The following is a 26348-nucleotide window of genomic DNA, read 5'->3' on the forward strand; positions in this document are numbered from 1 at the left end:
CCGTTCTGGAGGCCACCCCCACCACCGCGATTCTGGGGACCACCGCCTCCTCCGCCACGGCCCTGGCGGCCGCCGCCACCCGGACATTGGCGCTGACCACCGAAAACCGAGGCCCTGCTCGAAACATCGAGCAGGGCCTCGGTTTTGGTATGCGGGCTGGAGTTGATGACAACGCTGAAGATTGCGGCTTGATGCTGACCGGAATCTTCAGCGCAAGGTCGTCAGGTGCCTACTTCATCTGGAAGTTCGGTGCCCGCTTCTCTTTGAACGCCAGCGGGCCCTCCTTGGCGTCCTGGGACAGGAACACCGGGATGCCGTTGGCCGTGTCGGGCTTGAAGGCCTCGTTCTCGTGCATACCTTCGGTTTCGCGGATGGTCTTGAGGATCGCCTGCACGGCCAACGGACCGTTGTTGTTGATCACCTCGGCGATCTCCAGCGCCTTGTCCAGCGCGGTGCCGTCGGGGACCACGTGACCGATCAGGCCGTACTCGAGCGCCTGGGCGGCGGTGATGTGCCGTCCGGTCAGCAACATGTCGCAGGCGATGGTGTAGGGGATCTGGCGTACCAGGCGCACCGCCGAACCACCCATCGGGTACAGGCTCCACTTCGCCTCGGAGATGCCGAACTTCGCGCTCTCCCCGGCGACCCGGATGTCGGTGCCCTGCAGGATCTCGGTGCCACCGGCGATGGCCGGGCCCTCCACCGCCGCGATCAGCGGCTTGGTCAGCCGGCGGCCCTTGAGCAGACCCTCGATCTTCGACGGGTCGTAGCTGCCGTCCTTGAACGAATCGCCCGGCGGCTTCTTCGTCGCGCCCTTGAGGTCCATGCCCGCGCAGAAGTACCCGCCCGCGCCGGTGAGGATGCAGGTGCGGATCTCGGGATCGTTGTCGACGCGGTCCCAGGCCTCGACCATGATCGAGAGCATCTCGGTGGAAAGCGCGTTGCGCGCCTCCGGCCGGTTCAGCGTCAGGATCAAGGTGTGTCCGCGCTGCTCAATGAGGGCGTCGGGACCTTTTTGGGGTTCGCTCACGGGTGTCAGCCTCTCTACAATTTCGACCCAGACTTGTCTCGAAATGTAACACGTTCTAGTTTAGGTTCTGTGGCTCTGAATATTGCTGATCTTGCCGAGCACGCCATCGACGCAGTGCCGGACCGTGTCGCGCTGATTTCCGGTGACGAGCAGCTGACCTACGGGCAGTTGGAGGAGAAGGCCAACCGCCTGGCCCACTACCTCATCGACCAGGGCGTCAAGAAGGACGACAAGGTCGGCCTGTACTGCCGCAACCGCATCGAGATCGTGATCGGGATGCTGGGCATCGTGAAGGCCGGCGCGATCCTGGTCAACGTCAACTTCCGCTACGTCGAGGGCGAACTGAAGTACCTGTTCGACAACTCCGACATGGTCGCGGTGATCCACGAGCGTCGCTACGCCGACCGGGTGGCCAACGTGCTGCCCGAGACCCCGAACGTGAAGACCGTGCTCGTGGTCGAAGACGGATCCGATGACGACTACCAGCGCTACGGCGGCGTCGCCTTCTCCGACGCGCTGGCCCAGGGTTCACCCGAGCGTGACTTCGGCCCGCGCAGCGAGGACGACATCTACCTGCTCTACACCGGCGGCACCACCGGATTCCCCAAGGGCGTGATGTGGCGACACGAGGACATCTACCGAGTGTTGTTCGGCGGCACCGACTTTGCCACCGGCGAGCCGGTGGCTGACGAATACGACCTGGCCAAGGCGGCCGCGGCGAATCCGCCGATGATCCGCTACCCCATTCCGCCGATGATCCACGGCGCCACCCAGTCGGCCACCTGGATGGCGTTGTTCTCCGGCGGAACCGTCCTGCTGACGCCGGAATTCGATGCCGACGAGGTTTGGCAGGCCATCCACGACTACAAGGTCAACCTGCTGTTCTTCACCGGCGACGCGATGGCGCGTCCGCTGCTGGATTCACTGTTGGCCGCACAAGCCGCCGGCAAAGACCACGATCTGTCGTCGCTTTTCCTGTTGGCCAGCACCGCGGCGCTGTTCTCCACCAGCCTCAAGGAGAAATTCCTTGAGCTGCTGCCCAATCGCGTCATCACCGACTCGATCGGCTCCTCGGAAACCGGCTTCGGCGGCACCAGCATCGTGGCCAAGGGCCAGTCGCACACCGGCGGTCCGCGCGTCACCATCGACAAGAACACCAAGGTGCTCGACGAGGACGGCAACGAGGTCAAGCCCGGATCCGGCGTGCGCGGCATCCTGGCCAAGTGCGGGCACATCCCCGTCGGCTACTTCAAGGACGAGAAGAAGACCGCCGAAACCTTCCGAGTTTTCAACGGTGTTCGCTACGCCATCCCCGGTGACTACGCCGAGGTCGAGGCCGACGGCAGCGTGACCATGCTGGGCCGCGGCTCGGTGTCGATCAACAGCGGTGGCGAGAAGATCTACCCCGAGGAGGTCGAGGCCGCCCTCAAGGGTCACCCCGACGTGTTCGACGCACTGGTGGTCGGGGTTCCCGACGAGCGTTTCGGTCAGCACGTGGCCGCCGTCGTGCAGCCGCGGGAAGGGGCCCGTCCCACACTGGCCGAACTCGACGCCTTCGTGCGCAGCGAGATCGCCGGGTACAAGGTGCCGCGCAGCCTGTGGCTGGTCGACGAGGTCAAGCGGTCGCCCGCGGGCAAGCCCGACTACCGCTGGGCCAAGGACCAGACCGAAGAGCGGGCCGCCGACGAGGTGCACGCCAACCATGTGGGAGCCAAGAGCTGATGCGTACAGAGCTGTGTGAACGGTTCGGGATCGAGTACCCGATCTTCGTGTTCACCCCGTCGGAGAAGGTGGCCGCCGCGGTCAGCAAGGCCGGCGGTCTGGGCGTGCTGGGGTGCGTGCGGTTCAACGACGCCGACGACCTCGAAGAAGTCCTGCAGTGGATGGACGCCAACACCGACGGCAAGCCCTACGGCGTGGACGTGGTGATGCCGGCCAAGATTCCCACCGAGGGCACGGCCGTCGACATCAACAAGCTCATCCCGCAGAGCCACCGCGATTTCGTCGCCAAAACCCTGGCCGATCTCGGCGTTCCGCCTCTTTCCGAGGATGAGGAGCGCAACGAGGGCGTGCTGGGCTGGCTGCACTCGGTAGCCCGCAGCCACGTCGACGTCGCGCTCAAGCACCCGATCAAGCTGATCGCCAATGCCCTGGGCTCACCGCCCAAGGACGTCATCGACCAGGCCCATGCCGCCGGCGTCCCGGTGGCCGCGTTGGCCGGTAGTGCCAAGCATGCGCTGCGCCACGTGGAGAACGGGGTCGACATCGTCGTCGCCCAAGGGCACGAGGCCGGCGGGCACACCGGTGAGATCGGCTCGATGGTGCTGTGGCCGGAAATCGTTGACGCACTGGACGGTAAGGCCCCGGTGCTGGCGGCCGGCGGCATCGGCACCGGCAAGCAGGTCGCCGCGGCCCTGGCGCTGGGCGCCTCGGGCGTGTGGATGGGTTCGGCGTTCCTGACGTCGGCCGAGTACGACCTGGGGCATCGCCTGCCCGGCGGCACCTCCACGATCCAGGAGGCCCTGCTCAAGGCCACCACCGCCGACACCGTGCGTCGCAAGATCTACACCGGCAAGCCGGCCCGGCTGCTCAAGACCAAGTGGACCGATGCCTGGGATGCCCCGGATGCACCCGAGCCGCTGCCGATGCCGCTGCAGAACATCCTGGTCAGCGAGGCGCATCAGCGGATGAACGAGTCGGACAACCCCGACACCGTGTCGATGCCGGTCGGTCAGATCGTGGGCCGGATGAACGAGATCCGGCCCGTCGCCGACATCATCGGCGAGCTGGTGAGCGGTTTCGAGGCGGCCACCAAGCGCCTGGACACCGTCCGCGACGCCTGACTTTTCCTGCCGAGCAGACGTAAAACTGCCCATTTCCGCTGGGAAATGGGCAGTTTTGCGTCTGCTCGGCAGGGAGATCTAGCGGCCGGGGAGCTTCTGCACCGCCCGAATCATCGGTGTCAGCGCTTTCTGCCACAGGATCTGTGAAATCCCCAGGGGCGGATCGAGATTGATCACCCGGGCGGTCGAGACGGTCTGAGACTCGGTGTATTTGAGGATGCCGTCGGCACCGTGGCGGCGTCCGACGCCCGAGGCCTTCATGCCGCCCATCGGCGCCGCGGTGCTGCCGAACGCCAGGGCGTAGCCCTCGTCGACGTTGACGGTGCCGGAGTGGATCTTCGCGGCGATCGCCTCACCCTCGGCCTTCGAGCCGGCCCACACGCTGGCGTTCAGCCCGTACTCGGTGTCGTTGGCCTTCTCGATGGCCTCCTCGACCGAGTCCACCGGGTAGATCGACACCAGTGGGCCGAAGGTTTCGTTGCGGGCACATTCCATCTCGTCGGTGACGCCGGTCAGCACGGTCGGCTCGTAGAACAGCGGACCGATGTCGGGGCGGGCGTTGCCCCCGGCAATCACCTTGGCGCCCTTGACCTTTGCGTCGTCGACGTGACCGGACACGGTCTTGACCTGGTCCTCGGAGATCAGGCTGCCCATGTCGGCGGTGAAATCGTAGCCACCCGACAGCTTCATGTTGCGGACCCGCTCGCCGAACTTGGCGGTGAACTCGTCGGCCACCGCCCGCTCGACGTAGATCCGCTCGATCGAGATGCACAACTGACCGGCATTGGAGAAGCACGCCCGCGTGGCGGCTTTGGCGACGACGTCGAGGTTGGCCCCCTTGGTGACGATCATCGGGTTCTTGCCGCCCAGTTCCGCGGAGAAGCCGATCAGGCGACGGCCACACTGCTCGGCCAGCGTGCGTCCGGTCGCGGTGGAGCCGGTGAACATCAGGTAGTCGCAGTTCTGCACGATCGCGGTGCCGACCACCGAACCGGGCCCGGGCACCACCGCGAACAGGTCGCGCGGCAGCCCGGCTCGATAGAGCAGTTCGGCGTTGGCCAGCGTGCAGTAGGGGGTCTGGCTGTCCGGTTTCACCACGACGGCATTGCCGGCCAGCAGCGCCGGGATGGAATCCGAGATCGACAGGGCCATCGGGTAATTCCACGGCGAGATGACGCCGATGACCCCTTTGGGGTGGTGGTTGACCACGGTCTTGACCAGACCCGGCAGCAGGCCCTGCACCCGCTTGGGCGACAGCAGTTTGGTCGACTCCCGCGCGTAGTAGCGCGAGTTCAAGATCATGTCGACGATCTCTTCCTGCGCGGCCGAGCGGGCCTTGCCGGTCTCGGCCTGAGCCACGTCCATCAAGAAATCGCGGTTCTCGGCCACCAGTTCGCCGAAACGGGCGATGACCGCAGCGCGCTCGGAGACCGGACGCTTGGCCCACTGGGTCTGTGCGGCGCGGGCCTTGGCGAAGGCGGCGATCACGTCGTCGGCGGTGCCGACCGGGATGGTGGTCAGCTCCCTGCCGGTGAAGACCTCGTCGATGGTTTTCGTCGCGCGCGCACTCACTTCACCGTCGTCGATCGCGACGAGTGCGCGCAGGCGAGCAAAATCCGCAGCGGACGGAGCAGGCATCGGAACTCTCCCTACTGGCAAGTAACTAACAGTCAACGCCAACCTACTCGGTACCGACGGTCCGACAAAGGCCCAGGATGTCCGATTTGTTCACGACTGGACCCGACTCGTCGCTCTAGCCTGCAGGTATGGCTCTGAACGTGAACTCGGCGGTCATCGAGATCGTCGCCGAAGACCTGCACCGATCACTGGATTTCTACCGGCTGCTCGGCCTGGATGTCCCCGAGGCAGACGGGCCTCACGTCGAGGTGGCGTTGCCGGGCGGAAACCGGCTGGCATTCGATACCGAGGAGGTGATCGCCGGAATGCACCCCGGCTGGACGCCGCCGACCGGACCCGGGCGGGTCGCGCTGGCGTTCTGTCTCGACACGCCCGCCGACGTCGACACGCTCTATGAGCAGCTGACCGAAGCGGGCCACCCGGGAACGCTCAAGCCGTTCGACGCACCCTGGGGGCAGCGCTACGCGACCGTCGAAGACCCCGACGGCACCTCGGTGGACCTGTTCGCCGCGCTGGACAAGTGACGTAACGGCACGCCGGCGAGGACGCGCGCTTCGCGGTGCAGGTGCGATTGATCGGCATAGCCCGCCTGGGCCGCCACCGCGCTGGAACTCACGCCGGCCTCGATCAGTGCGATTGCGCGCCGGAACCGGAGAATCCGGCGCAGTGTCGACGGACCGTATCCGTAGATCGCCGTGCATTGGCGTTGCAGCGTCCGGTCCGACCAGCCGATGTGGCGTGCCGTCGCACTGACCGATTCACCGGCCGCCAGCCGACGCGTGACGTCACGCAGCATCGGCAGAGACCAGGGGGCGGTCTCGGTACGAGGTGGCTGTGCTGCCAGTGCGAGGGCGAGCTCTTCGAGTGAGCCGAGGCGGGGGAGCGGGGTCAGCTCGCTCAGGTCGACCCGGGTGTTGCGCAGTTCGGACGCCGGGACGCCGAGTAGCCGCGGCAGCATCCCGGGGCGAAACCGCAACCCGCGCACGGCGTCTGGGCTGCCGTCGGTGATGAACGCGGTCGTGTCCGGGCCGGCGACGACGACCGTGTCGTCCATGCGGATCAGGTCCATGCAGCCGTCGGGCAGGACCCGGCCGGGTGCGGCCGGGCCGGTGCGCATCCATCGGCACTCGACGAGATCGCGCAGCCGCGGCGGCGGATCCTGTTCGCGGTAGCCCACATCTGTGACGCTACCCGCGTCGTTCATGCGGTTGAATCGGGGAATGACCGGGCGGCCACGCGATACGTCGATCGACGAGCGGGTGCTCGCGGTCACGCGGCATCTGCTGGTCGAGGTCGGGTGGGACGAGCTCAGCATTCGGTTGGTGGCGGCGCGCTCCGGGGTGGCCCGCTCCAGCCTGAACCGGCGGTGGACCTCGAAGGCCGAACTGGTGCTGCATGCGATCCTCGGCGAGGCGCCGGACATGTCACCGTTTTCCGGCACCGATCTGACCGGGTGGATCGACTGGGTGGTGCGCGGCAGTCACGAGCTGTTCAACCGGGCCGATGTCAGCGCGGCGGTGCCCGGGCTGCTGCTGGCCCTGCGTGAGCACGGGGCGCTGCGAAAAGCTTTGTGGGAAGGCTTCAGTGGGCCGGCGATCGAGTTGTTCGTCGCCCGGGGATATGGGTCGGAAGCCGACGCGAAGGCTGCGCTGTCCATGGCGGCCGGGGCCGCGATGTTCACGACCACCGTGGCGGTCGACGACGATTCAGCGCAGCTGCAGCACGGGGTGGTGCGGCTGCTCAGCCAGGCGCTCGCAGTGTCACCGCCCGAATGACGCCAGCATCGCGGCCTGCGGTGAGCGCCAGGCTTCGATGTCGAGGTCGGTGAGCGTGCTCTTGTCGTCGGTCGGGGTGGCGGCCGTCAACAGCATGGCGGCCTCGTAGCTGATCCCATCGCCCAGGGGCAGCACCCCGCCGATCTGATCGGAGAGCCAGCCGATCCCGCGAAAGAGGCCTCCCGGCAGGGCAATCCGCCGGATCTTGCGGCCCGCGCCCTGTTCCAGCACGTCGATCATCTCGTTGAACGACACCATCACGCCCCCGCAGACATAGCGCTTGGGTCCGCGTCCCGGCGCCATCAGCCGTTCGTGCACCAGCGCGACGTCGCGCACGTCGATCATCTGCATGCCGCCGGTCATCCTGGGCGCCAGGCCGGCCTTGGCGATCGGCGCCCAGCCACGCTCGGTGACCCCGGCGGCGGTGTGGAAGGCCGGCCCCACCACGCTCGACGGGTAGGTCACCACCACTGGTGCGCCCGCGGCCTGCAACCGGCGGGCCACCCGGTCGGCATACGCCTTGGTCTTGGCGTAGGGGCTGCGGCCCGGTGCCGGTGGGGTATCGGCCGAGATCACCCCGTCGGGCGGCGGGAACAGCGAGCTGTAGCTGCTGACCGAGACGATCGGATCGAGTCCGGCCTCGACGGCGCGGTTGAGCACGGCTTCGGTGGCGTACGCGTTGATCTCCCACATCAGTCGCTCGCGGCGCTGATCGGTGCCGACGATGCCCGCGGCATGGATCAGCGCCTCGCAGCCCGACAACAGGCGTCCGACGGTGTCGCTGTCGCGGATGTCGCCTTCGAGCACGGTCACCTCGCCGAGTGCGGCGAGCTGACCGATCACCTTGTCGTCACCGCAGCCCGGTGCGACCAGCAGGCGGATGCGATGGCCGGCCTCGAGCAGACCTCGGACGGTGTGGGCTCCGAGATAGCCGGTGCCGCCGGTTACTGCAATGTGCATGCTGCGCCTCCCAAGTTTCGATGCCAATGGTATCGAAATGGCGGTTCGGGGTTGCGGCGCAGGTGCTTGTGCCGAGATCTGGTCGGGCAGCTAACGGGTGATCGGCCAGACCGGGTCGGCGCAGTCGGTGCCCTCGACCGACAACTGACGCTTGATCACCTTGAACGTCTCGGTGCGTGGCAACGCGGTGCCGATGCGCACATACGCCGGCCACTGCTTGGGGCTGAGGTCGGACTGCTCATGCAGGAAGGCACGGAACTTGTCCAGCTCGAACACGGCATCGGCGGTCAGTACCAGGGCGGCCATCACCTGATCACCCACGTTCGGATCGGGGATACCGAACACCGCGACTTCGACAACATCGGGGTGGCGCAACAGGATTCGTTCGATCGGTGCGGTGCCCAGATTTTCCCCGTCGACGCGCATCCAGTCACCGAGTCGGCCGGCGAAGTGGGCGTAGCCGTCCTCGTCGAGGTAGGCCAGATCACCGGTGTGGTAGACGCCGCCGGCCATCCGGTCGGCCTCGGCGTCGGGATCGTTGTAATAGCCGCGGAACCAGCCGGCGCCGGTCGGGTTCACCAGTTCGCCGACCACTCCCGGCGGGCACGGCTGACCGGTGTCGACATCGACGATCGCCACCTGGTCGGTGAGCGGGCCCAGCGCGCCTTCGGGCGTGTCGGGAGTGCGGGCGATCGCGACACCGCCCTCGGTGGAACCGAATCCGTCCACCACTGCGACCCCGAACCGCTCGGCGAAGCGGGTCAGATCCCGTGGCGCGCCCTCGTTGCCGTAGAGAATCCGCAGCGGATTGTCGGCGTCGTCGGGCGACGGTTCGGTGGCCAGGATGTACGAGAGCGGCTTGCCGACGTAGTTGGCGTAGGTGGCACCGTAGCGGCGGATGTCGGGCAGAAAGCCGGATGCGGAAAACTTGCGCCGCAAGGCAATCGAGGCACCGGCCGCGGTGGCGACGGCCCAGCCGGCCATGATCGCGTTGGAGTGGAACAGCGGCATCGACAGGTAGACGGTGTCCTCCGGGCCAAGCCCGAAGCGCTCGGCGAGCATCCGCCCCGGGAACGCCACCTTGTCGTGCGTGACCCGGACGGCCTTCGGGTCACCGCTGGTCCCCGAGGTGAAGATCAGCATGAACAGGTCATCGGCCGACAACTCGGCGAAGGTCACCGGGGTCCCGCGGTACGACGCGAGTTCGGTTGCCCATTCCTCGGATTCGACGTCGATGTAGTCCACCCCGGGCGGGACCGCCACCGAGGAGTCGGCCAGCACCAGCTGGCAATCGGCATGGGCGATGTCGCGGGCCAGCGCCTCGCCGCGCCGGGTCTGGTTGAGGCCGACCGGCACCAGCCCGGTCAGGCCTGCAGCCACCAGCAGGCTGGAGAAGAACGTGGTGTTGCCCAGCAGCGCCCCGATGTGCGGGGGCCGAGTGGGATCCAACCGTCGCCGCAGCGCCGCCGCGAGCGCCGCACCGGCGGCGAGGTGGTCGGCCCAGCTGACGAACGAATCATCTTGGTAGATGCCCCGATCGGTGGCCCCGGCCAGCGGTGCCAGGAGCTCGGTGACGGTTGGACCCCCCATGCCTATACCGGGGTGTCGGCGAGTTCGCGGCCGATACGCAGCAACTGTCCGGTCGCCCCACCGAGACCGAACTCGGTCTGCTTGGCCGCCAGGAAGTACCGATGCACCGGGTGATCCATGTCGATGCCGACCCCGCCGTGCACGTGCACCGCGGTGTGGGCCACGCGGTGCCCGGCCTCGGCGGCCCAGAACGCCGCACTGGCGACGTCGATGTCGGCGGGCAGTCCCTCGGACAGCCGCCAGGCGGCCTGGGTCAGCGTCAGACGCAGACCCTTGACGTCGATGTAGCCATCGGCCAGCCGCGAGGACACGGCCTGAAAACTGCCGATCGGACGGTCGAACTGCTCGCGCTCGCGGGCGTACTCCGACGTCAGCTCCAGTGCCCGCTCCAACACGCCGAGCTGAAAAGCGCTGCGACCCAGCGCGGCATGGGTGGTCAGCCAGTCCAGCACCTGGGCTCCGCCGATCCGCAAACCAGCCTCGACATTGGTGAACTCCAAGTACGCGACACTGCCCTTGCCGGTGGTACTCAGCGCACTGACGGTCAGCCCCGGCGCATCGGCCGGAACCAGGAACACACCTGTGTCGCCCTCGGTTACGGCCGGCACCAGGAACGCGTCGGCCACCGGCCCGTAGTTGACCTGGGTGCGGGTGCCGGTGAGGGAGCCGTCGGCCCCGGCCTGCACCGGACCCTGGCCCATCTCGCCGTCGAGGGCCACGGCCAGGATCTTGTCGCCGGCCACCGCGGGCTGCGCCCACGTGTCGCGCAGGTCCTCGGTGCCGAACTCGGCGAGCGCGCCGGCGCCCAGAACCACCGAATCCAGGTACGGCACGGCGGCCAGTTGGCGGCCCAGTGCGGTCAGCACGGCCGCCTGCTCGAGCACGCCGTAGCCACCGCCACCCACCGACTCGGGGGACGCGGCCGAGAGCACGTCGGCCTCGCGCAACTTGGCCCACAGGTCGGCGTCGAAACGTTGCTCCAGGCCGTCGAGGGAACGCTGGTGCTCAGGGGTGCATACCGACTCGGTGATCGTGCGCACCAGGCCACCGAGGTCGTCGGCAGCTTCGGTTGTCTTGAAATCCATGATGTCCCTTACCGATTGACCCGGGGCAGGCCCAAGGCGACCATGCCGATGATGTCCCGCTGAATCTCGTTGGTACCGCCGCCGAAGGTCAGGATCAGTGCCGAGCGGTGGAACCGCTCGATGCGGCCGCGCAGCAGCGCGCCCTTGCTGTCCGGACGCAGCGTCGCCGAGGTGCCCAGCACCTCCATCAGCAGGCGGTATGCCTCGGTGGCCAGCTCGGTGCCGTACACCTTGGCCGCCGACGCATCGGCCGGCGAGGGTGCGCCGTCCGCGGAGGCCAGCTCCCAGTTGATCAGTTTGAGCACTTCGGCCTTGGCGTGCACCCGGGCCAGGTTCAGCTGCACCCACTCGGAGTCGATGATCCGCTTGCCGTGCACGTCCTTGGTGTTCTGCGCCCACTCGCGGACGCCGTCCAGCGCGACGTAGATGGGCTGCGACGACACCAGAGCCACCCGCTCATGATTGAGCTGGTTGGTCACGAGCTTCCAGCCCGCGTTCTCCTCACCGACCAGATTGGTGACCGGGATCCGCACGTCCTGGTAGTAGGTGGCGCTGGTGTCCACCCCGGACATGGTGTGCACCGGCGTCCAGGAGAAGCCCTCGGCGGTCGTGGGCATGATCAGCATGGAAATACCGCGATGCTTCTTGGCCTCGGGGTTGGTGCGTACCGCCAGCCACACGTAGTCGGCGTAAGCGATCAGCGACGTCCACATCTTCTGACCGTTGACCACGTAATCATCGCCGTCGCGCACCGCGGTGGTCCGCAGCGCCGCCAGGTCGGTGCCGGCGCCCGGCTCGGAGTAGCCGATCGAGAAGTGCAGCTCACCCGCGGCGATCTTGGGCAGGAAGAACTTCTTCTGTTCCTCGGTACCGAAGTGCATGATCGTCGGCGCGACGCTGTTGATCGTCAGGAACGGCACCGGGGCGCCGGCGATCGCGGCCTCGTCGGTGAAGATCAGCCCATCCATGGGCGGACGTTCCTGGCCGCCGAATTCCTTGGGCCAGCTCAGGGTGAGCCAGCCGTCCTTGCCCATCTGTGCGACGGTCTCGCGGTAGATGTTGCCGCGGCCCATCTCGCCTTCGGACGAGCTGAGGGCCTCGACCCGTTCGGGCGTCATGAGCTTGGAGAAGTAGGCGCGCAACTCGCGGCGCAACTCCTCCTGCTCGGGGGTGTAACCGATCCGCATTCCGCTGCATCCTCACTGCTCGATAGACCTGAGTTCTCACCTGGTTGTAACACGTTCTAGTCTGATGATCCAGGCCGGTCTCGGACCGGTTTCCGTCAGGTGGGGTCGTATTCTGTGGCTGCACGCACGCAGCCCCGTGTGCGCACACGTCGTGAGGAGGTCGCCATGCGAGTTGAAGTGGACCGTGATCGCTGCGAAGGCAATGCGGTGTGCGTGGGTATTGCCCCTGATCTGTTCGATCTTGACGATGACGACTATGCCGTGGTCAAGTCCGATCCAGTGCCGGCCGACCAGGAGGACCTGGCCGAGCAGTCCGTCGCCGAGTGCCCCCGCGCAGCTCTGATCCGCAAAGACTAGAGGTATTCATAAATATGACTGACGACGCTCAGATCGATCTCTCCGGAAAGGTGGCCGTGGTCACCGGTGCGGCCGCAGGCCTGGGCCGCGCCGAGGCCATCGGCCTGGCCAAGGCCGGGGCCACCGTGGTGGTCAACGACATGGCCGCCGCGCTGGAGGACTCCGACGTCCTCGACGCGATCGCGGCCGCCGGCTCCAAGGGTGTCGCGGTGGCCGGGGACATCAGCGCGCGCTCGACCGCCGATGAGCTGGTCGCGACCGCTGACGGTCTGGGCGGCCTGGGCATCGTCGTCAACAATGCCGGCATCACCCGCGACCGCATCCTGTTCAACATGAGCGACGAGGAGTGGGACGCGGTCATCGCGGTGCACCTGCGCGGCCACTTCCTGCTGACCCGCAACGCCGCCACCTACTGGCGCAGCAAGGCCAAGGCCGGCGACGGCACGGTGTATGGCCGGATCATCAACACGTCGTCGGAGGCTGGTCTCTCGGGTCCGGTCGGCCAACCCAACTACGGCGCCGCCAAGGCCGGCATCACCGCGCTGACGGTGTCGGCGGCTCGCGCCCTGGAGCGCTTCGGTGTCCGCGCGAATGCGATCGCCCCGCGGGCCCGCACCGCGATGACCGCCGGCGTCTTCGGCGACGCGCCCGAGCTGACCGACGGTCAGGTCGATCCGCTGTCCACCGACCACGTGGTCACACTCGTGCGATTCCTGGCCTCGCCGGCGTCCGAAGCGGTCAACGGTCAGCTCTTCATCGTCTATGGTCCAACTGTCACGTTGGTCGCGCCGCCCACAGCAGAGAAGCACTTCACCGCGGATTCCTCTGCATGGAACCCGGCAGAGCTCAGCGGGACACTGCACGAGTACTTTGCTGATCGTGATCCGGAGCGTGGATTCTCGGCGACCGAGCTGATGGGTTCACGAGACTGACAGTCTCGTTGCCGCACGCTCAACTTCGGTAGAACATGTTCCAGAATGGTGTCCGACCGGCATCTCCCGAACTGGGAAAATGCTGCGCTGACCTGAGAATTTGAATTCTTTGACAGTGCGAACGTGTTCTAGTTAATATGATCCGGCTCACTAAGAGCACCGTAAGGCCAAGGGGTGGGAGAGCGGCCACGAAATGTGGCTGTCAATCTTTCGCTAGCACGAATTTCCGCGAAGTCCGTGCGCCCTTGTAGCGCGACCCAGTTTGGAAACGAGAACGGAGCCCAGGTTGATCGAACAGCTTGCGGTTCCGGCCCGGGCCGTGGGCGGATTCGTCGAGATGTCCTTGGACACCTTCGCCAAGACGTTCCGCCGGCCGTTCCAGCTCAAGGAATTCCTTGACCAAACCTGGATGATCGCCCGAGTCTCGCTGGTCCCCACGCTGTTGGTCGCCATCCCTTTCACCGTGCTGGTGGCGTTCACCCTCAATATCCTTCTGCGCGAGATCGGCGCCGCGGACCTGTCCGGTGCCGGCACCGCGTTCGGCACCGTCACCCAGCTCGGCCCGGTGGTGACCGTGCTGGTGGTGGCGGGTGCCGGTGCCACGGCGATCTGCGCGGACCTGGGTGCTCGCACCATCCGCGAGGAGATCGACGCCATGCGGGTGCTGGGCATCGATCCGATCCAGCGCCTGGTGGTGCCGCGCGTGTTGGCATCGATGTTCGTGGCGTTGCTGCTCAACGGCCTGGTCTGCGCCATCGGTATCGCCGGTGGCTACGCCTTCTCGGTATTTCTGCAAGGGGTCAACCCCGGCGCCTTCATCAACGGCCTGACGGTGCTGACCGGCCTCGGTGAGTTGGTCCTCGCCGAGATCAAGGCGCTGTTGTTCGGCGTGGTCGCCGGCCTGGTCGGGTGCTACCGCGGGTTGACCGTCAAAGGAGGCCCGAAGGGTGTCGGGAACGCGGTGAACGAAACGGTCGTCTATGCCTTCATCTGCCTGTTCGTGATCAATGTGATCATGACGGCCATCGGTGTGAGAGTGCTGGTGCGTTGATGAGCGCTTGCGCGAAGAAGAGACAACTATGAGTTATGACGCCACTCTCCGCTTCCGCCGGCTGTTCCGCGGCGTGCCCAAGTCCGTCGACAACGTCGGTGAGCAGGCGCTGTTCTACGGCGAGACGATGCGTTACATCCCCAACGCCGTCACGCGCTACCGCAAGGAGACCATCCGGCTGGTCGCCGAGATGACCATGGGCGCCGGTGCCCTGGTGATGATCGGCGGCACGGTCGGCGTCGCGGCCTTCCTCACCCTGGCCTCCGGCGGCGTGATCGCGGTGCAGGGTTACTCGTCGCTGGGCAACATCGGCATCGAGGCGCTGACCGGCTTCCTCTCCGCCTTCCTCAACGTGCGCATCGTGGCACCGGTGATTGCCGGCATCGCCTTGGCCGCGACGATCGGCGCCGGCGCCACCGCCCAGCTCGGCGCGATGCGGGTGGCCGAGGAGATCGACGCCGTCGAGGCGATGGCCGTGCACGCGGTGTCCTATCTGGTCTCGACGCGACTCATGGCCGGGCTGATCGCCATCGTGCCGCTGTACTCGCTGTCTGTGCTGGCCGCGTTCTTCGCCGCCCGTTTCACCACGGTGTTCATCAACGGCCAGTCAGCCGGTCTGTACGACCACTACTTCAACACCTTCCTGATACCGAGCGACCTGCTGTGGTCCTTCCTTCAGGCCATCGTGATGGCGATCGCGGTGATGCTGGTGCACACGTATTACGGCTACAACGCCTCGGGCGGGCCGGTCGGTGTGGGCATCGCGGTCGGTCAGGCCGTGCGCACCTCGCTGATCGTCGTCGTCACCATCACCCTGTTCATCTCCCTGGCCGTGTACGGCGCGTCCGGCAACTTCAACCTTTCCGGGTAGGCGGCGGGAACCTCTATGTCAGACGCAACGACCAAACACCGCCGTCACGTCCGGATCGCCGCTGCGATCCTGGCGGCGATCGTGGCTGCCGCGGTGGTCTTCACCTACCTGTCGTACACGGCGGCCTTCACGCCGACCGACACCGTCAGCCTCACCGCCCCGCGGGCCGGCCTGGTGATGGAACGCGACGCCAAGGTGAAGTACCGGGGCATCCAGATCGGCAAGGTCACCGACATCGCCTACGCCGGCAACGAGGCGAAGCTGACGTTGTCGATCAAGAGCGGCGAGATGCGCTACATCCCGTCCAATGCCACCGTGCGGATTGCGGGCAACACCATTTTCGGTGCGAAGTCGGTCGAGTTCCTGCCCCCGGCGCAACCAGATTCGAAGTCGTTGCGGCCGGGCAGCACCGTGGCGGCCAAGGACGTGCAGCTCGAGGTCAACACCCTTTTCCAGACGTTGTCCGATGTGCTCAACAAGATCGACCCGGTGAGCTTGAACGCCACCCTGACCGCCCTCGGCGAGGGTCTACGCGGTCACGGGGACGATCTGGGCGCCAGCCTCGCGGGCCTCAACACCTATCTGCAGCAACTGAATCCGAAATTGCCGACGCTGCAGGATGACTTCGCCAAGGCCGCCGTGGTCTCCAACATCTACGGTGACGCCGGACCGGACCTGGCCCGGGTTATCGACAACGTGCCCGCGTTGAACAAGACGATCGTCGACGAGAAGACGAACCTCAACGCCACGCTGCTGGCAGCCACCGGCCTGGCCAACAACGGCACCGCCACCCTGGAACCGGCGGCCGACGACTACATCGCCGCGATCCAGCGCCTGCGGGCTCCGCTCAAGGTGGCCGGGGACTATTCCCCCGAGTTCGGTTGCCTCCTGCAGGGTGTCTCCGTCGGCGTCGACCGGTTCGCCCCGATCATCGGCGGTGTCCGACCCGGTTTGTACGTGAACTCGAACTTCCTGCCCGGCTCCCCGGCCTACACCTACCCCGAGAGCCTGCCGATGGTCAACGCCTCCGGCGGACCGAACTGCCGCGGCCTGCCCAACATCCCCAGCAAGCAGTTCGGCGGCAGCTGGTACCGCTCGCCGTTCCTGGTGACCGACAACGCGTATGTCCCGTTCCAGCCCAACACCGAGGTGCAGTTCGACGCTCCGGCGACGTTGCAGTTCCTGTTCAACGGTGCGTTCGCAGAAAGGGACCGGTTCTGATGGCCTCGGACGCGCGTCCTGACCGGACCATGCTCAAGGTCGGCATCTTCACCGTCGCCATGCTGTTGGTCGGTGCGATGTTGGTGGTGGTCTTCGGCGAGTTCCGGTTCGCCTCGTCCAACAGCTACCACGCCACGTTCAGCGAGGCGTCCCGGCTGAAGGCCGGGCAGGATGTCCGCATTGCCGGCGTGCCGGTCGGCACGGTCAACGACGTGAAGCTCAACCCGGACAACTCCGTTGACGTGGCATTCGACGTCAACAAGCGCTACCAGCTCTACACCTCGAGCAAGGCCCTCGTGCGGTACGAGAACCTCGTCGGGGATCGCTACCTGGAGATCAGCTCGGGCCCGGGCGAACTGCGAAAGCTGCCGCCCGGGGCCACCATCCCGGTGCAGAACACCCAGCCGGCCCTGGATCTCGATGCGCTGTTGGGTGGATTGCGCCCGGTGCTCAAAGGCCTCGACGGCGCGAAGGTCAACGAGATCTCCAACGCGGTGATCGAGATGCTGCAGGGCCAGGGTGGCGCGTTGGCGAACATGCTCACCAGCACGAGCGCCTTCACCCAGAACCTGGCCGCGCGCGATCAGCTCATCGGTGACGTCATCACCAACCTCAACACCGTGCTCGGCACCGTCGACGAGAAGGGCGCCCAGTTCGACGCCAGCGTCGACGAGTTGCAGAAGCTGATCACCGGGTTGTCCGAGGGACGTGACCCGATCGCCGGCGCCATCGAGCCGCTGGCCTCGGCCGAGAACGACCTGACCGACATGCTGGAGAAGTCGCGCCGGCCGCTGCAGGGTGTGATCGAGAACGCCCGACCGCTGGCGCAGCGTCTGGACGAGCGCAAGGGCGACGTCAACAAGGTGATCGAGCCGTTGGCGGAGAACTACCTGCGCCTCAACGCACTTGGCGCCTACGGCTCGTTCTTCAACATCTACTACTGCTCGGTCCGGTTGAAGGTCAACGGCCCTGCCGGCAGCGACATCCTGATTCCGTTCGGCGGCCCGCCGGACCCGTCCAAGGGGAGGTGTGCGCCGACCAATGGCTAGTACGCGCGAGTCGAATCCCGTGCGCACCGGGATCCTCGGCATCTTCGTGGTGGCGTGCCTGGTACTGGTGTCGTTCGGCTACACCGGTCTGCCGTTCTTCCCGCAGGGCAAGCCCTTTGAGGCTTACTTCAGCGATGCCGGCGGGATCTCCCCGGGCAACGATGTCAACGTCTCGGGAATCACGGTCGGCAAGGTGACCGACGTGGCCCTGGCCGGTGACACCGCCAAGGTGAGCTTCACCGTCGATCGCGACATCAAAGTCGGCGATCAGTCGCTGGTGGCGATCAAGACGGACACCGTGCTGGGGCAGAAGTCGCTGGCGGTGAGCCCCAAGGGTTCCGGCACCTCGACGGTTATCCCGTTGGGCCGCACCACAACCCCGTACACGCTCAACACCGCCCTGCAGGACCTGGGACACAATGTCTCGGAGCTGGACAAGCCGAAGTTCGAGCAGGCATTGCAGGTCCTCACCGACACGCTGCGCGACGCGACGCCGCAGTTGCGCGGTGCGCTCGACGGCGTCGCGAACCTGTCCCGCAGCATCAACAAGCGCGACGAGGCCCTCGAGGGGTTGTTGACGCACGCCAAGCGCGTATCGGATCTACTGGCCCAACGGGCCGGTCAGGTCAATCAGCTGTTGACCGACGGCAATCAGCTGTTCGCCGCGCTCGACGAGCGCAGGCAGGCACTGAGCAATCTGATCGCCGGGATCGACGATGTGTCGCACCAGCTTTCCGGATTCGTCGCCGACAACCGCAAGGAATTCAAGCCGGCGCTGGACAAGCTCAACCTGGTGATGGACAACCTGCTGGAGCGTCGAGAACACATCGGAGAGGCGCTCAAGCGGTTGCCGGGGTACGCGACGGCGCTGGGTGAGGTCGTCGGTTCGGGCCCGGGCTTCCAGATCAACCTGTACGGTCTGCCGCCGGCGGCCATCTCCGAGGTACTGCTCGACACCTACTTCCAGCCGGGCAAACTGCCCGACAGCCTGGCCGACATGCTGCGCGGTTACATCTCCGAACGGACGATCGTTAGGCCGAAATCGCCATGACACAAGACAATTCGGCGCCCGGCCGGAGTCGCTGGCTACGTATCGCGCTGGCTGTGGTGCTGATCGGTGTTCTCGCCGTGGGCGTCTACCAGGTCTGGCCGTCGCGTCAGGGACACACGCTGACCGCCTACTTCACCAATGCGGTCGGCATCTACCCAGGCGACGAGGTGCGAATCGTTGGCGTGCCGGTGGGCACGATCGATTCGATCGAGCCCAGGCCCTCGGACGTCAAGATCGAGATGACACTGGATCGCGGGATCAAGGTGCCCGCGGACGCCAAGGCCCTGATCATCTCGCCGAACCTGGTGTCGTCGCGGTTCATTCAGCTGACCCCGGCCTACACCGAGGGCGACGAGATGGCCGACGGTGCGTCCATCGGTCTCGACCGGACCGGGGTGCCGGTGGAATGGGACGAGGTCAAAGAGCAGCTGACCCAGCTGAGCAGTCAGCTCGGCCCGCAGCCGGGCTCGGTCCAGGGGCCGGTGGCGGCGTTCGTCGACCAGGCCGCGACGACGTTCGACGGCAACGGCGACTCGTTCCGCAACGCTTTGCGCGAACTGTCCCAAACCGCCGGGCGACTGGGGGATTCCCGCACCGATCTGTTCGGCACGGTGAAGAACCTGCAGATCCTGGTGGATGCGCTGGCCAACAGCAACGAGCAGATCGTGCAGTTCACCAACCACGTGGCGTCGGTGTCGCAGGTGTTGGCCGACAGCTCCAGCGGATTGGACCAGACGTTGTCCACGCTGAACCAGGCGCTCGGTGATGTCCGCGGGTTCCTGAACGAGAGCAACGACGCGTTGATCGCCCAGGTGGGCAAGCTGGCCGACTTCACCCAGATCCTCACCGATCACAGTGACGACATCGAACAGATCCTGCACGTCACGCCCAACGGGTTGGCGAACTTCTACAACATCTACAACCCGGCCCAGGGCACTGTCGGTGGTTTGCTCTCACTGCCCAACTTCGCCAACCCGGTGCAGTTCTTGTGCGGCGGAAACTTCGACACCGGCGCGAATCCGGAGAACTACAAGCGTGCCGAGATCTGCCGGCAGCGGATGGCTCCGGTACTGCGACGGATCACGATGAACTACCCGCCGGTGCTGTTCCATCCGGTCAACACCATCACCGCCTACAAGGGGCAGATCATCTACGACACCCCCGAAACCGAGGCCAAGTCCGAAACGCCGGTGCCGTACCTGCAGTGGCAGAACGCCCCGGGCGTGACGCCACCGCAGATTCCGGCGGACGCAACGCTGAGCTCGTTGGTCCTGCCGCCGGAGGCGCCGGCGCCCGCACCCGGAACCGGAACCGGCGTCGGTCCTGCGCCCGGGCCCGCGCCTGAAGCTGCGCCTGCGCCCGCCGCGGCCGCGCCTGCCGAGGCTGGGGCCGTGGATGATGAGGGGTAAAGCATTGAGGGGCAAAGCTTCCCGGATCGGTGGCCGGACGCTGGCGATCGGCAGCGGTGCGGTGCTGTTGGCCGGCTGCCAGTTCGGCGGACTCAACTCGCTCAACATGCCCGGCACCGCCGGGCATGGTGCGGGCTCCTACACCATCACGGTGCAGCTGCCGGATGTGGCGACCCTGCCGCAGAACTCACCGGTGATGGTCGACGACGTGACCGTCGGCAGTGTGTCGGGCGTGGACGCCGTGCAACGTCCGGACGGCACCTTCTACGCCGCCGTGGAGCTGTCGCTCGACGGTGACGTGAAGCTTCCGGCGAATGCCGTTGCGCGCGTTGCCCAGACCTCGCTGCTGGGCTCCCAGCACGTGGAGCTGGCCGAGCCGGTCGACGAACCCCCGGAAGGTCGGTTGCACGAGGGTGCCAACATCGCGCTGGCCCAGACCGGCCGCTATCCCACCACCGAAGAGGTGCTGTCCTCACTCGGCATGGTGGTCAACAAGGGCAATCTCGGTGCGCTGCAGGACATCACCGATGAGGCCTACGCCGCGATCGCCGGACGGGCAGGCAGCTTCACCGATTTGATTCCCCGGCTGGCCGAGTTGACCTCGTCGCTGGACCACCAGACCGGCGACATCATCGCCGCCGCCGACGGGTTGAACCGGTTCGCCTCCACTTTGGCCCGCAGTAAAGACAACCTCGGCCGCACCCTGGATACCCTGCCCGGCGCGCTCAAGGTGCTCAACGACAACCGGGCCAATTTAGTCGAGGCGTTCACCGCGCTGCGCAGCTTCGCCGAGGTGGGTTCGCGCATCCTGTCGGAGACCAAGGACGACTTCGCGGCCGATCTCAAGGATCTCTATCCGGTGATCAAGGCGTTCAACGACAACGCCGACGACTTCATCAAGGACCTGGAGTTCCTTCCCACCTTCCCGTTCCACTACAAGTACCTGCGCCAGGCCGTGCGGGGTGACTATCTGAACGTGTACGTCACCTTCGACCTGACCCTGCGCCGGTTCGGTGAGTCGATCTTCACCACCGGGGCCTTCGACCCCAACATGCAGCACATGAGCGAGATCATCAATCCGCCGGACTTCCTGACCGGGGCGATGGCCAACCTGTCCGGCCAGGCCGCCGATCCGTTCAAGATCCCGGCGGGCACCGCGACACAACACGACGAGGGGACGCCGTAATGATCGACCGGCTCACCCGCCTGCAACTGATGATCTTCGGGGTCGTCACGATCCTCACCGTCGGTGCCATCTCGCTGTTCTATCTGCACCTGCCGGCGGCAGTGGGTATCGGCACCTATCACGTCAAGGCGAACTTCGCCTCCGGTGGCGGCATCTACCAGAACGCCAACGTCACCTACCGCGGGGTCACCGTGGGGCGGGTGGAATCGGTCGGGCTGGCTCCCGACGGCGTCATCGCCGATATGCAGCTCAACAGCAATACCGCGATACCCGACAACGTCACCGCGACGGTCAAGAGCGTCTCGGCTGTCGGCGAGCAGTACATCGACCTGATCCCGCCGGAAGATCCGTCCTCGGGCAAGCTGCGCAACGGTGCCATGATCGACCAGCAGAACACCCGGGTGGGCCAGGACATCGCCGGGCTGCTGCACGAGGCCGACACCCTGGTCAGCAGTATCGGCAACAGCCGACTGCAGGACCTGTTGCGGGAGACATTCAAGGCGTTCAACGGATCCGGGCCGGAGCTGGCCCGGCTGATCGAGTCGTCGCGGCTGTTGATCGACGAGGCCAACGCGAACTATGGGCAGACCGTCCAGCTCATCGACCAGGCCGGGCCCTTCCTGGAAGCCCAGATGCGCAGCGGCGACAACATCCGGTCGCTCGCCGACGGGCTGGCCCGGTTGACCGGTGAGGTGAACAAGGCCGACCCGCAGCTGCGCACGACACTCAAGACCGTTCCCGGCGCCACCGAGGCCGCCAACACGGCCTTCAGCGGTATCCGGCCGACCTTCCCGGTGCTGGCCGCCAACCTGGCCAACTTCGGCCGGATCGGGGTGATCTACAGCAAGTCACTCGAGCAGGCGCTGGTGATCTTCCCGGCGCTGATGGCCGCGCTGAACACCGTCGCCGGTGGGCTGCCCGCCGACGAGGGCGCCAAGCTGGACTTCAAGATCGACCTCGGCGATCCGCCGCCGTGCTCGGTGGGCTTCATCCCGGCGACGCAGATCCGCTCACCGGCCGACGAGACCCTGCGGGAGCTCCCGCCCGACCTGTACTGCAAGACCGCGCAGAACGATCCGGCCGTGGTGCGCGGTGCGCGTAACTATCCGTGCATGGAGTTCCCGGGTAAGCGAGCACCCACCATCCAGCTGTGCCGCGATCCCAAGGGCTATGTGCCGATCGGCAGCAACCCGTGGCGCGGTCCGCCGGTCCCGTACGGCACCCCCATCGAGGATGGGCGCAACATCTTGCCGCCCAACAAGTTCCCGAACATCCCGCCACAGGTCGATCCGGATCCGGGGCCGCCATCCGTGCAGCTGCCGCCCGGTGTGCAGCCGGGTCCGGGGCCGGCGCCGCACGCGCCGTTCCCGCTACCGGTGCCGCCGAACAAGCCGGGACCGCCGCCACCGCCGTGGCCGTACTTCGCGCCGCCGGACCAGATCGTGCCGCCGTACGGCCGGACGCCTCCCGGGGCTCCGGAAGCACCGGCTCCGGCGCCGGCTCCAGATGCGCCGTTGCCGGCGGAGGCACCACCTCTGGCCAGCCCTCCCGGGATCGGCACCTACGATCAGCACAGTGGGGTCTTCGCTGACGCCGACGGAGGCACCGGTGTGTACGCAGCCGGCGCCGAAGATCTGGCACCCGCGGAGACCTGGGTAGACCTGATGCTGGATCCAAGGCAGGCTTGATGTCCGAAGAAACGGCCTCGAACCAGAGGCCGGTACGTAGGCGCGCGTCCAGGGCGGCCGGTCCGACCGGCGCCAAGGCCGCGACCGAGACGACCGCGACGGCCGTGGTGGTCGAACCGTCGTCCGGCTCCCCTCGCAGCAGTCGCGCGGGGGCGACCACCGCGGTCAAGGCGCCGCCCCGGCGGCGCGCCCATCGCGCCCTGGTGGCACTGGTGGCGGCCTCGGTGCTGGCGTTGGCCACCGCCGCGCTCGGCGTCCTGGCCTACGTGATGCTCGACCAGCAACGTGCCGTCGACGACGTCCAGGCCCGCAACGAGCGCTTCGTCGATACCGGCAAACAGACCGTGGTCAACATGTTCAGCTACACGCAGGACACCATCGACGAAAGCGTGAACCGTTTCATCGACGGGACCAGCGGCCCGCTGCGCGACATGATGAGTCAGGGCAACAACGCCGACAACCTCAAGGCGTTGTTCCGCGACACCAATGCCAGCTCGGAAGCGGTGATCAACGGCGCGGCGCTGGAGCAGATCGACGAAATCGCCAAGAACGCCTCGGTTCTGGTGGCGGTGCGGGTCACGGTCACCGACGTGGACGGTCTCAATTCACCGACCCGGCCGTACCGACTGCGGGTCATCGTGCACGAGGACGACAGCGGGCACATGACCGGATACGACCTCAAGTACCCCGACGGCGGAAACTGACAGATGCGCTCGAAACTCGTTGCCCTGCTGATCGGCGTGCTGTCGGTGGCCTTCGTCGCACTCGGCGGAATCGGCGGCTCGCTGTACTGGAACCGCGTGATGCAGCGGGGTCAGGAAGCCACCAGGACAGCGCTGCCCGCGCTGGCCGCCGAGCAGATCCCGAAGGTGTTCGGCTACGACTACCAGACCGTCGAGCGCAGCCTGATGGAAACGTATCCACTGCTGGCGCCGGACTTTCGGCACCAGTTCGAGCAGGACGCCACTGCCAAGGTGATCCCGGAGGCACGTAAGCGTCAACTGGTGGTCCAGATCAACGTGGTCGGGGTCGGCATGATGACCGCGGCCCGCGAATCCGGATCGGTGCTCGTCTACATGAACCGCACCGTCACGGACAAGTCCCGTCAACCCCTCTACGACGGCAGTCGGCTACGCGTCGACTACCGCAAGGTCGACGGGGACTGGTTGATCAACGCGATCAACCCGATCTAACGCTTGCCGGCGCTCAGGCCGGGTTTGCGCTTGCCAGCGCTCAGGCTGGATTTGCGCTTGCCAGCGCTCAGGCTGGATTTGCGCTTGCCAGCGCTCAAGCTGGATTTGCGCTTGCCAGCGCGTCGAGAAACGCGTGGGCCCACCGATCCACATCATGCGCCAGCACCTGCCTGCGCAGCGCGCGCATCCGCCGCTTGCCCTCCTCGGGGCTCTGGTTCAGGGCCGCCTCGATCGCATCCTTGACGCCTTCGAGGTGGTGTGGATTGGTCAGGTAGGCCTGGCGTAGCTCGGCCGCCGCACCGGTGAACTCCGAGAGCACCAGCGCGCCGCCGAGATCGCTGCGGCAGGCCACATACTCCTTGGCCACGAGGTTCATCCCATCGCGAAGCGGGGTGACCAACATGACGTCGGCGGCGACGAAGAACGCGATGAGCTCGTCACGCGGCACCGGGCGATGCAGATAGTGCACCACCGGATGGCCTACCTCGCCGTACTCGCCGTTGATGTGACCGACCTGGCGTTCGATGTCCTCGCGCATCATCTTGTAGCTCTCGACGCGCTCCCGGCTGGGGGTCGCCAGCTGCACCAGGACCGTGTCGTCGCGTTTGACCCGCTCCTCTTCGAGAAGTTCGGAGAACGCGCGCAGCCGCACGTCGATGCCTTTGGTGTAGTCGAGCCGGTCGACACCCAACAAGATCTTGCGCGGGTTGCCGAGCTCCGCGCGGATCTGTCGCGCCCGGTGCCGGACGGTCCGGTTGCGGGCCTTGGCATCCAGATCGGCGGAGTCGATCGAGATGGGGAAAGCGCCGACCCTCACCGTGCGGAACCCGTAGGAGATCTCACCGAAACGGGACCGCACGCCGATCGAGGCGCGCGAGGTGTTGGCCCCCACCAGCCGACGGGCCAGGACCAGGAAATTCTGGGCCCCGCCGGGCAGGTGGAACCCGACCAGGTCCGCCCCCAGCAGACCCTCGACGATCTCGGTGCGCCAGGGCATCTGCATGAACAGTTCGACCGGCGGGAAAGGAATGTGCAGAAAGAACCCGATGGTGAGATCGGGGCGGAGCATGCGCAGCATCTTGGGGACGAGCTGCAGCTGGTAGTCCTGAATCCAGACGGTGGCACCGGGTGCGGCAGCCCGGGCCGTGGCTTCGGCGAACCGCCGGTTCACGTCGACGTAGCTGTCCCACCATTCGCGGTGGTACTCGGGTTTGACGATCAGGTCGTGATAGAGCGGCCACAGCGTGGCGTTGGAAAAGCCCTCGTAGTAATCGGCGACGTCCTGCGCGGACAGCTCGACGGGGAAGAGCTGGACATCCTCCTCGACGATCGGCTCTTCGCCGCTGTCGGGGATTCCGGCCCAGCCGATCCAGGCGCCGCGACGTTTCCGCAGCAGGGGCTCCAGCGCGGTGACCAGGCCGCCCGGGCTGCGCTTGAAGGTTGTGCTGCCATCCGGCAACCGCTCCATGTCGATGGGCAGCCGATTGGCCACCACGACGAAGTCGGAGTTACCGGAGGCGGCCGGTCGGCCGCGCTCCGGGCTCATCTACGCCTCGTTCTTCGAGGGCCCAATGCCGAGCATCGAGAGGAACATCCGGCATTCGTCGGCGTCGGTGGCGTAGGTGGCCACCACCCTTCGCGCCTGGCTGGCAGTGCTGTCGGCGAGCGGCTCGACGTCGTCGATGTCGGCGGGATCAGTTTTCGCAGGCATGACACAACTCTATGCGACCGGGCCAAACCCGGTCGCATCATATGAGTCAGCCGATGGAACCGTGCACGGTCGGGCTGCTGCCGATCGTCGACTCGGGGGTGACCGCCGGGCCCTGGGATTGCGCCTCCTCGGCCAGGCCGATGCATTCGCCGCTGTTGGCGCCGGTGCACGGGATGGCCCCGCCGCCGCCGGGCTCGCTCACCGCGGGCAGGTTGGGGTTGCCCGGGATGCCGGTGAAGGAGCTGGGGGAGTTCGGCACGGTGTGCGGGACGCACTGTCCGCTGTAGAGGTCTTCTTCTTCGCCTGACGGGCACGCCAGCCCCGGGCCAGACGAGGCCGGCACGGTCAGCACGGCAACGGCCGGGGCAGCGGCCACAGCGACCGCGAATCCGCAGCCGAGGATCAGTCGTCGCATCGAGATGGGGAGGGTCGCCATCGTCACGCTTTCTCTAGGTATTCGATTGTTTCGTCGCCGAGGATTCTATGGAAGCTGGGAAGAATCTGCATCAGTTCTATGAGGT

Annotated in this window: 26 protein-coding genes; 16 read left to right on the forward strand and 10 right to left on the reverse strand. The window is 66.5% G+C overall.

Translation table 11 applies throughout. The annotated features are described in order from the left end of the window. Positions 1–229: 229 nt before the first annotated feature. Positions 230–1030, reverse strand: coding sequence for a crotonase/enoyl-CoA hydratase family protein (locus tag A5740_RS27425; protein ID WP_076199493.1), 801 nt, complete (start codon positions 1028–1030; stop codon positions 230–232). 33 nt (positions 1031–1063) lie between these two features. On the opposite strand from A5740_RS27425, the gene A5740_RS27430 reads away from it, so the two are divergent. Together A5740_RS27430 and A5740_RS27435 are read left to right on the forward strand one after the other, a co-directional pair. Continuing rightward, positions 1064–2752: an acyl-CoA synthetase gene (locus A5740_RS27430; RefSeq protein ID WP_175616382.1), complete on the forward strand. Its 1689-nt coding sequence runs from the start codon at positions 1064–1066 to the stop codon at positions 2750–2752. After that, complete coding sequence (locus A5740_RS27435) at positions 2752–3873, forward strand: nitronate monooxygenase family protein (RefSeq protein ID WP_076199497.1); 1122 nt, start codon at positions 2752–2754, stop codon at positions 3871–3873. The genes A5740_RS27430 and A5740_RS27435 overlap by 1 nt, the downstream gene beginning before the upstream one ends. Before the next feature lie 78 nt (positions 3874–3951). On the opposite strand, the gene A5740_RS27440 is transcribed toward A5740_RS27435, so the two are convergent. Further along, positions 3952–5511 (reverse strand): succinic semialdehyde dehydrogenase, encoded by a 1560-nt coding sequence (locus A5740_RS27440; RefSeq protein WP_076199499.1) that lies wholly within the window; start codon positions 5509–5511, stop codon positions 3952–3954. Between the two features lie 128 nt (positions 5512–5639). Here A5740_RS27440 and A5740_RS27445 point away from each other — a divergent pair, with 128 nt between their 5' ends. After that, positions 5640–6035, forward strand: coding sequence for a VOC family protein (locus tag A5740_RS27445; RefSeq protein WP_076199501.1), 396 nt, complete (start codon positions 5640–5642; stop codon positions 6033–6035). On the opposite strand, the gene A5740_RS27450 is transcribed toward A5740_RS27445, so the two are convergent. Next, entirely contained in the window at positions 5972–6688 is a 717-nt protein-coding gene (locus tag A5740_RS27450) for an AraC family transcriptional regulator (RefSeq protein WP_175616383.1), read from the reverse strand. The two genes, A5740_RS27445 and A5740_RS27450, sit on opposite strands and share 64 nt — an antisense overlap. Before the next feature lie 43 nt (positions 6689–6731). Here A5740_RS27450 and A5740_RS27455 point away from each other — a divergent pair, with 43 nt between their 5' ends. Next, positions 6732–7286, forward strand: a complete 555-nt coding sequence (locus A5740_RS27455) for a helix-turn-helix domain-containing protein (protein WP_076199503.1) — start codon at positions 6732–6734, stop codon at positions 7284–7286. Here the strand turns inward: A5740_RS27455 and A5740_RS27460 are convergent. From A5740_RS27460 to A5740_RS27475, 4 genes are all read right to left on the reverse strand, one after another. After that, positions 7272–8246, reverse strand: a complete 975-nt coding sequence (locus tag A5740_RS27460) for an NAD-dependent epimerase/dehydratase family protein (RefSeq protein ID WP_076199505.1) — start codon at positions 8244–8246, stop codon at positions 7272–7274. The genes A5740_RS27455 and A5740_RS27460 overlap by 15 nt on opposite strands. A 90-nt stretch (positions 8247–8336) precedes the next feature. Continuing rightward, on the reverse strand, positions 8337–9836 hold the full coding sequence (gene fadD17 / locus A5740_RS27465; protein ID WP_076199507.1) for a long-chain-fatty-acid--CoA ligase FadD17: 1500 nt from the start codon (positions 9834–9836) through the stop codon (positions 8337–8339). Positions 9837–9838: 2 nt separating this feature from the next. Next, on the reverse strand, positions 9839–10921 hold the full coding sequence (locus A5740_RS27470) for an acyl-CoA dehydrogenase family protein (RefSeq protein ID WP_076199509.1): 1083 nt from the start codon (positions 10919–10921) through the stop codon (positions 9839–9841). An 8-nt stretch (positions 10922–10929) separates the two neighbouring features. After that, positions 10930–12108: an acyl-CoA dehydrogenase family protein gene (locus A5740_RS27475; protein ID WP_076199511.1), complete on the reverse strand. Its 1179-nt coding sequence runs from the start codon at positions 12106–12108 to the stop codon at positions 10930–10932. Between the two features lie 165 nt (positions 12109–12273). Between A5740_RS27475 and A5740_RS27480 the strand changes: the two genes are divergently transcribed. The 12 genes from A5740_RS27480 to A5740_RS27535 all read left to right on the forward strand — a co-directional run bounded on the left by A5740_RS27480 (position 12274) and on the right by A5740_RS27535 (position 24116). Further along, the gene (locus tag A5740_RS27480) at positions 12274–12465 is read left to right on the forward strand and encodes a ferredoxin (protein ID WP_076199592.1); all 192 of its coding nucleotides are present in this window, start codon (positions 12274–12276) and stop codon (positions 12463–12465) included. Between the two features lie 14 nt (positions 12466–12479). Further along, positions 12480–13397 (forward strand): 3-oxoacyl-ACP reductase, encoded by a 918-nt coding sequence (locus A5740_RS27485; protein ID WP_076199513.1) that lies wholly within the window; start codon positions 12480–12482, stop codon positions 13395–13397. Positions 13398–13683: 286 nt separating this feature from the next. Then, positions 13684–14448 (forward strand): ABC transporter permease, encoded by a 765-nt coding sequence (locus A5740_RS27490; protein ID WP_076199515.1) that lies wholly within the window; start codon positions 13684–13686, stop codon positions 14446–14448. A 28-nt stretch (positions 14449–14476) separates the two neighbouring features. Then, on the forward strand, positions 14477–15319 hold the full coding sequence (locus A5740_RS27495; RefSeq protein ID WP_076199517.1) for an ABC transporter permease: 843 nt from the start codon (positions 14477–14479) through the stop codon (positions 15317–15319). Between the two features lie 15 nt (positions 15320–15334). Then, entirely contained in the window at positions 15335–16540 is a 1206-nt protein-coding gene (locus tag A5740_RS27500) for an MCE family protein (protein ID WP_076199519.1), read from the forward strand. After that, positions 16540–17589 (forward strand): MCE family protein, encoded by a 1050-nt coding sequence (locus tag A5740_RS27505; RefSeq protein WP_076199521.1) that lies wholly within the window; start codon positions 16540–16542, stop codon positions 17587–17589. Before A5740_RS27500 ends, A5740_RS27505 begins: the two co-directional genes overlap by 1 nt. Further along, on the forward strand, positions 17582–18640 hold the full coding sequence (locus tag A5740_RS27510; RefSeq protein WP_076199523.1) for an MCE family protein: 1059 nt from the start codon (positions 17582–17584) through the stop codon (positions 18638–18640). The genes A5740_RS27505 and A5740_RS27510 overlap by 8 nt, the downstream gene beginning before the upstream one ends. Continuing rightward, on the forward strand, positions 18637–20049 hold the full coding sequence (locus A5740_RS27515; protein WP_076199525.1) for a virulence factor Mce family protein: 1413 nt from the start codon (positions 18637–18639) through the stop codon (positions 20047–20049). Before A5740_RS27510 ends, A5740_RS27515 begins: the two co-directional genes overlap by 4 nt. Beyond that, positions 20039–21235 carry an MCE family protein gene (locus tag A5740_RS27520; RefSeq protein WP_076199527.1) on the forward strand — a complete coding sequence of 399 codons (1197 nt, stop codon included), beginning with the start codon at positions 20039–20041 and terminating at the stop codon, positions 21233–21235. Before A5740_RS27515 ends, A5740_RS27520 begins: the two co-directional genes overlap by 11 nt. Beyond that, positions 21235–22923 (forward strand): MCE family protein, encoded by a 1689-nt coding sequence (locus A5740_RS27525; protein ID WP_076199529.1) that lies wholly within the window; start codon positions 21235–21237, stop codon positions 22921–22923. Before A5740_RS27520 ends, A5740_RS27525 begins: the two co-directional genes overlap by 1 nt. Continuing rightward, the gene (locus A5740_RS27530) at positions 22923–23627 is read left to right on the forward strand and encodes a mammalian cell entry protein (protein WP_076199531.1); all 705 of its coding nucleotides are present in this window, start codon (positions 22923–22925) and stop codon (positions 23625–23627) included. The genes A5740_RS27525 and A5740_RS27530 overlap by 1 nt, the downstream gene beginning before the upstream one ends. 3 nt (positions 23628–23630) lie before the next feature. Then, positions 23631–24116, forward strand: a complete 486-nt coding sequence (locus tag A5740_RS27535; protein WP_076199533.1) for a mammalian cell entry protein — start codon at positions 23631–23633, stop codon at positions 24114–24116. Positions 24117–24210: 94 nt separating this feature from the next. Here the strand turns inward: A5740_RS27535 and A5740_RS27540 are convergent, their stop codons facing one another. Genes A5740_RS27540 through A5740_RS27545 form a run of 3 tightly spaced genes read right to left on the reverse strand, consistent with a single transcriptional unit; the run spans position 24211 to position 26263 of the window. After that, positions 24211–25662: a trehalose-6-phosphate synthase gene (locus A5740_RS27540; RefSeq protein WP_076199535.1), complete on the reverse strand. Its 1452-nt coding sequence runs from the start codon at positions 25660–25662 to the stop codon at positions 24211–24213. Beyond that, a complete protein-coding gene (locus A5740_RS28640) occupies positions 25663–25827 on the reverse strand; it encodes a hypothetical protein (RefSeq protein ID WP_139335381.1) in 165 nt (54 codons plus the stop codon). It abuts the gene before it with no gap. A gap of 46 nt (positions 25828–25873) precedes the next feature. Next, a complete protein-coding gene (locus A5740_RS27545) occupies positions 25874–26263 on the reverse strand; it encodes an intersectin-EH binding protein Ibp1 (protein WP_083654477.1) in 390 nt (129 codons plus the stop codon). Positions 26264–26348 lie beyond the last annotated feature (85 nt).

Origin of the sequence: Mycobacterium sp. GA-1841 (assembly GCF_001954135.1) — a bacterium.
Taxonomy (GTDB): Bacteria; Actinomycetota; Actinomycetes; order Mycobacteriales; family Mycobacteriaceae; genus Mycobacterium.

Coding starts and splice junctions, on each gene's coding strand:
- A5740_RS27435 (WP_076199497.1), top strand. CDS start 2,752: ATGCGTACAGAGCTGTGTGAACGGTTCGGGATCGAGTACCCGATCTTC.
- A5740_RS27440 (WP_076199499.1), bottom strand. CDS start 5,511: ATGCCTGCTCCGTCCGCTGCGGATTTTGCTCGCCTGCGCGCACTCGTC.
- A5740_RS27445 (WP_076199501.1), top strand. CDS start 5,640: ATGGCTCTGAACGTGAACTCGGCGGTCATCGAGATCGTCGCCGAAGAC.
- A5740_RS27455 (WP_076199503.1), top strand. CDS start 6,732: ATGACCGGGCGGCCACGCGATACGTCGATCGACGAGCGGGTGCTCGCG.
- A5740_RS27460 (WP_076199505.1), bottom strand. CDS start 8,246: ATGCACATTGCAGTAACCGGCGGCACCGGCTATCTCGGAGCCCACACC.
- fadD17 (WP_076199507.1), bottom strand. CDS start 9,836: ATGGGGGGTCCAACCGTCACCGAGCTCCTGGCACCGCTGGCCGGGGCC.
- A5740_RS27470 (WP_076199509.1), bottom strand. CDS start 10,921: ATGGATTTCAAGACAACCGAAGCTGCCGACGACCTCGGTGGCCTGGTG.
- A5740_RS27475 (WP_076199511.1), bottom strand. CDS start 12,108: ATGCGGATCGGTTACACCCCCGAGCAGGAGGAGTTGCGCCGCGAGTTG.
- A5740_RS27480 (WP_076199592.1), top strand. CDS start 12,274: ATGCGAGTTGAAGTGGACCGTGATCGCTGCGAAGGCAATGCGGTGTGC.
- A5740_RS27485 (WP_076199513.1), top strand. CDS start 12,480: ATGACTGACGACGCTCAGATCGATCTCTCCGGAAAGGTGGCCGTGGTC.
- A5740_RS27495 (WP_076199517.1), top strand. CDS start 14,477: ATGAGTTATGACGCCACTCTCCGCTTCCGCCGGCTGTTCCGCGGCGTG.
- A5740_RS27500 (WP_076199519.1), top strand. CDS start 15,335: ATGTCAGACGCAACGACCAAACACCGCCGTCACGTCCGGATCGCCGCT.
- A5740_RS27505 (WP_076199521.1), top strand. CDS start 16,540: ATGGCCTCGGACGCGCGTCCTGACCGGACCATGCTCAAGGTCGGCATC.
- A5740_RS27510 (WP_076199523.1), top strand. CDS start 17,582: ATGGCTAGTACGCGCGAGTCGAATCCCGTGCGCACCGGGATCCTCGGC.
- A5740_RS27515 (WP_076199525.1), top strand. CDS start 18,637: ATGACACAAGACAATTCGGCGCCCGGCCGGAGTCGCTGGCTACGTATC.
- A5740_RS27520 (WP_076199527.1), top strand. CDS start 20,039: ATGAGGGGTAAAGCATTGAGGGGCAAAGCTTCCCGGATCGGTGGCCGG.
- A5740_RS27525 (WP_076199529.1), top strand. CDS start 21,235: ATGATCGACCGGCTCACCCGCCTGCAACTGATGATCTTCGGGGTCGTC.
- A5740_RS27530 (WP_076199531.1), top strand. CDS start 22,923: ATGTCCGAAGAAACGGCCTCGAACCAGAGGCCGGTACGTAGGCGCGCG.
- A5740_RS27535 (WP_076199533.1), top strand. CDS start 23,631: ATGCGCTCGAAACTCGTTGCCCTGCTGATCGGCGTGCTGTCGGTGGCC.
- A5740_RS27540 (WP_076199535.1), bottom strand. CDS start 25,662: ATGAGCCCGGAGCGCGGCCGACCGGCCGCCTCCGGTAACTCCGACTTC.
- A5740_RS28640 (WP_139335381.1), bottom strand. CDS start 25,827: ATGCCTGCGAAAACTGATCCCGCCGACATCGACGACGTCGAGCCGCTC.
- A5740_RS27545 (WP_083654477.1), bottom strand. CDS start 26,263: ATGGCGACCCTCCCCATCTCGATGCGACGACTGATCCTCGGCTGCGGA.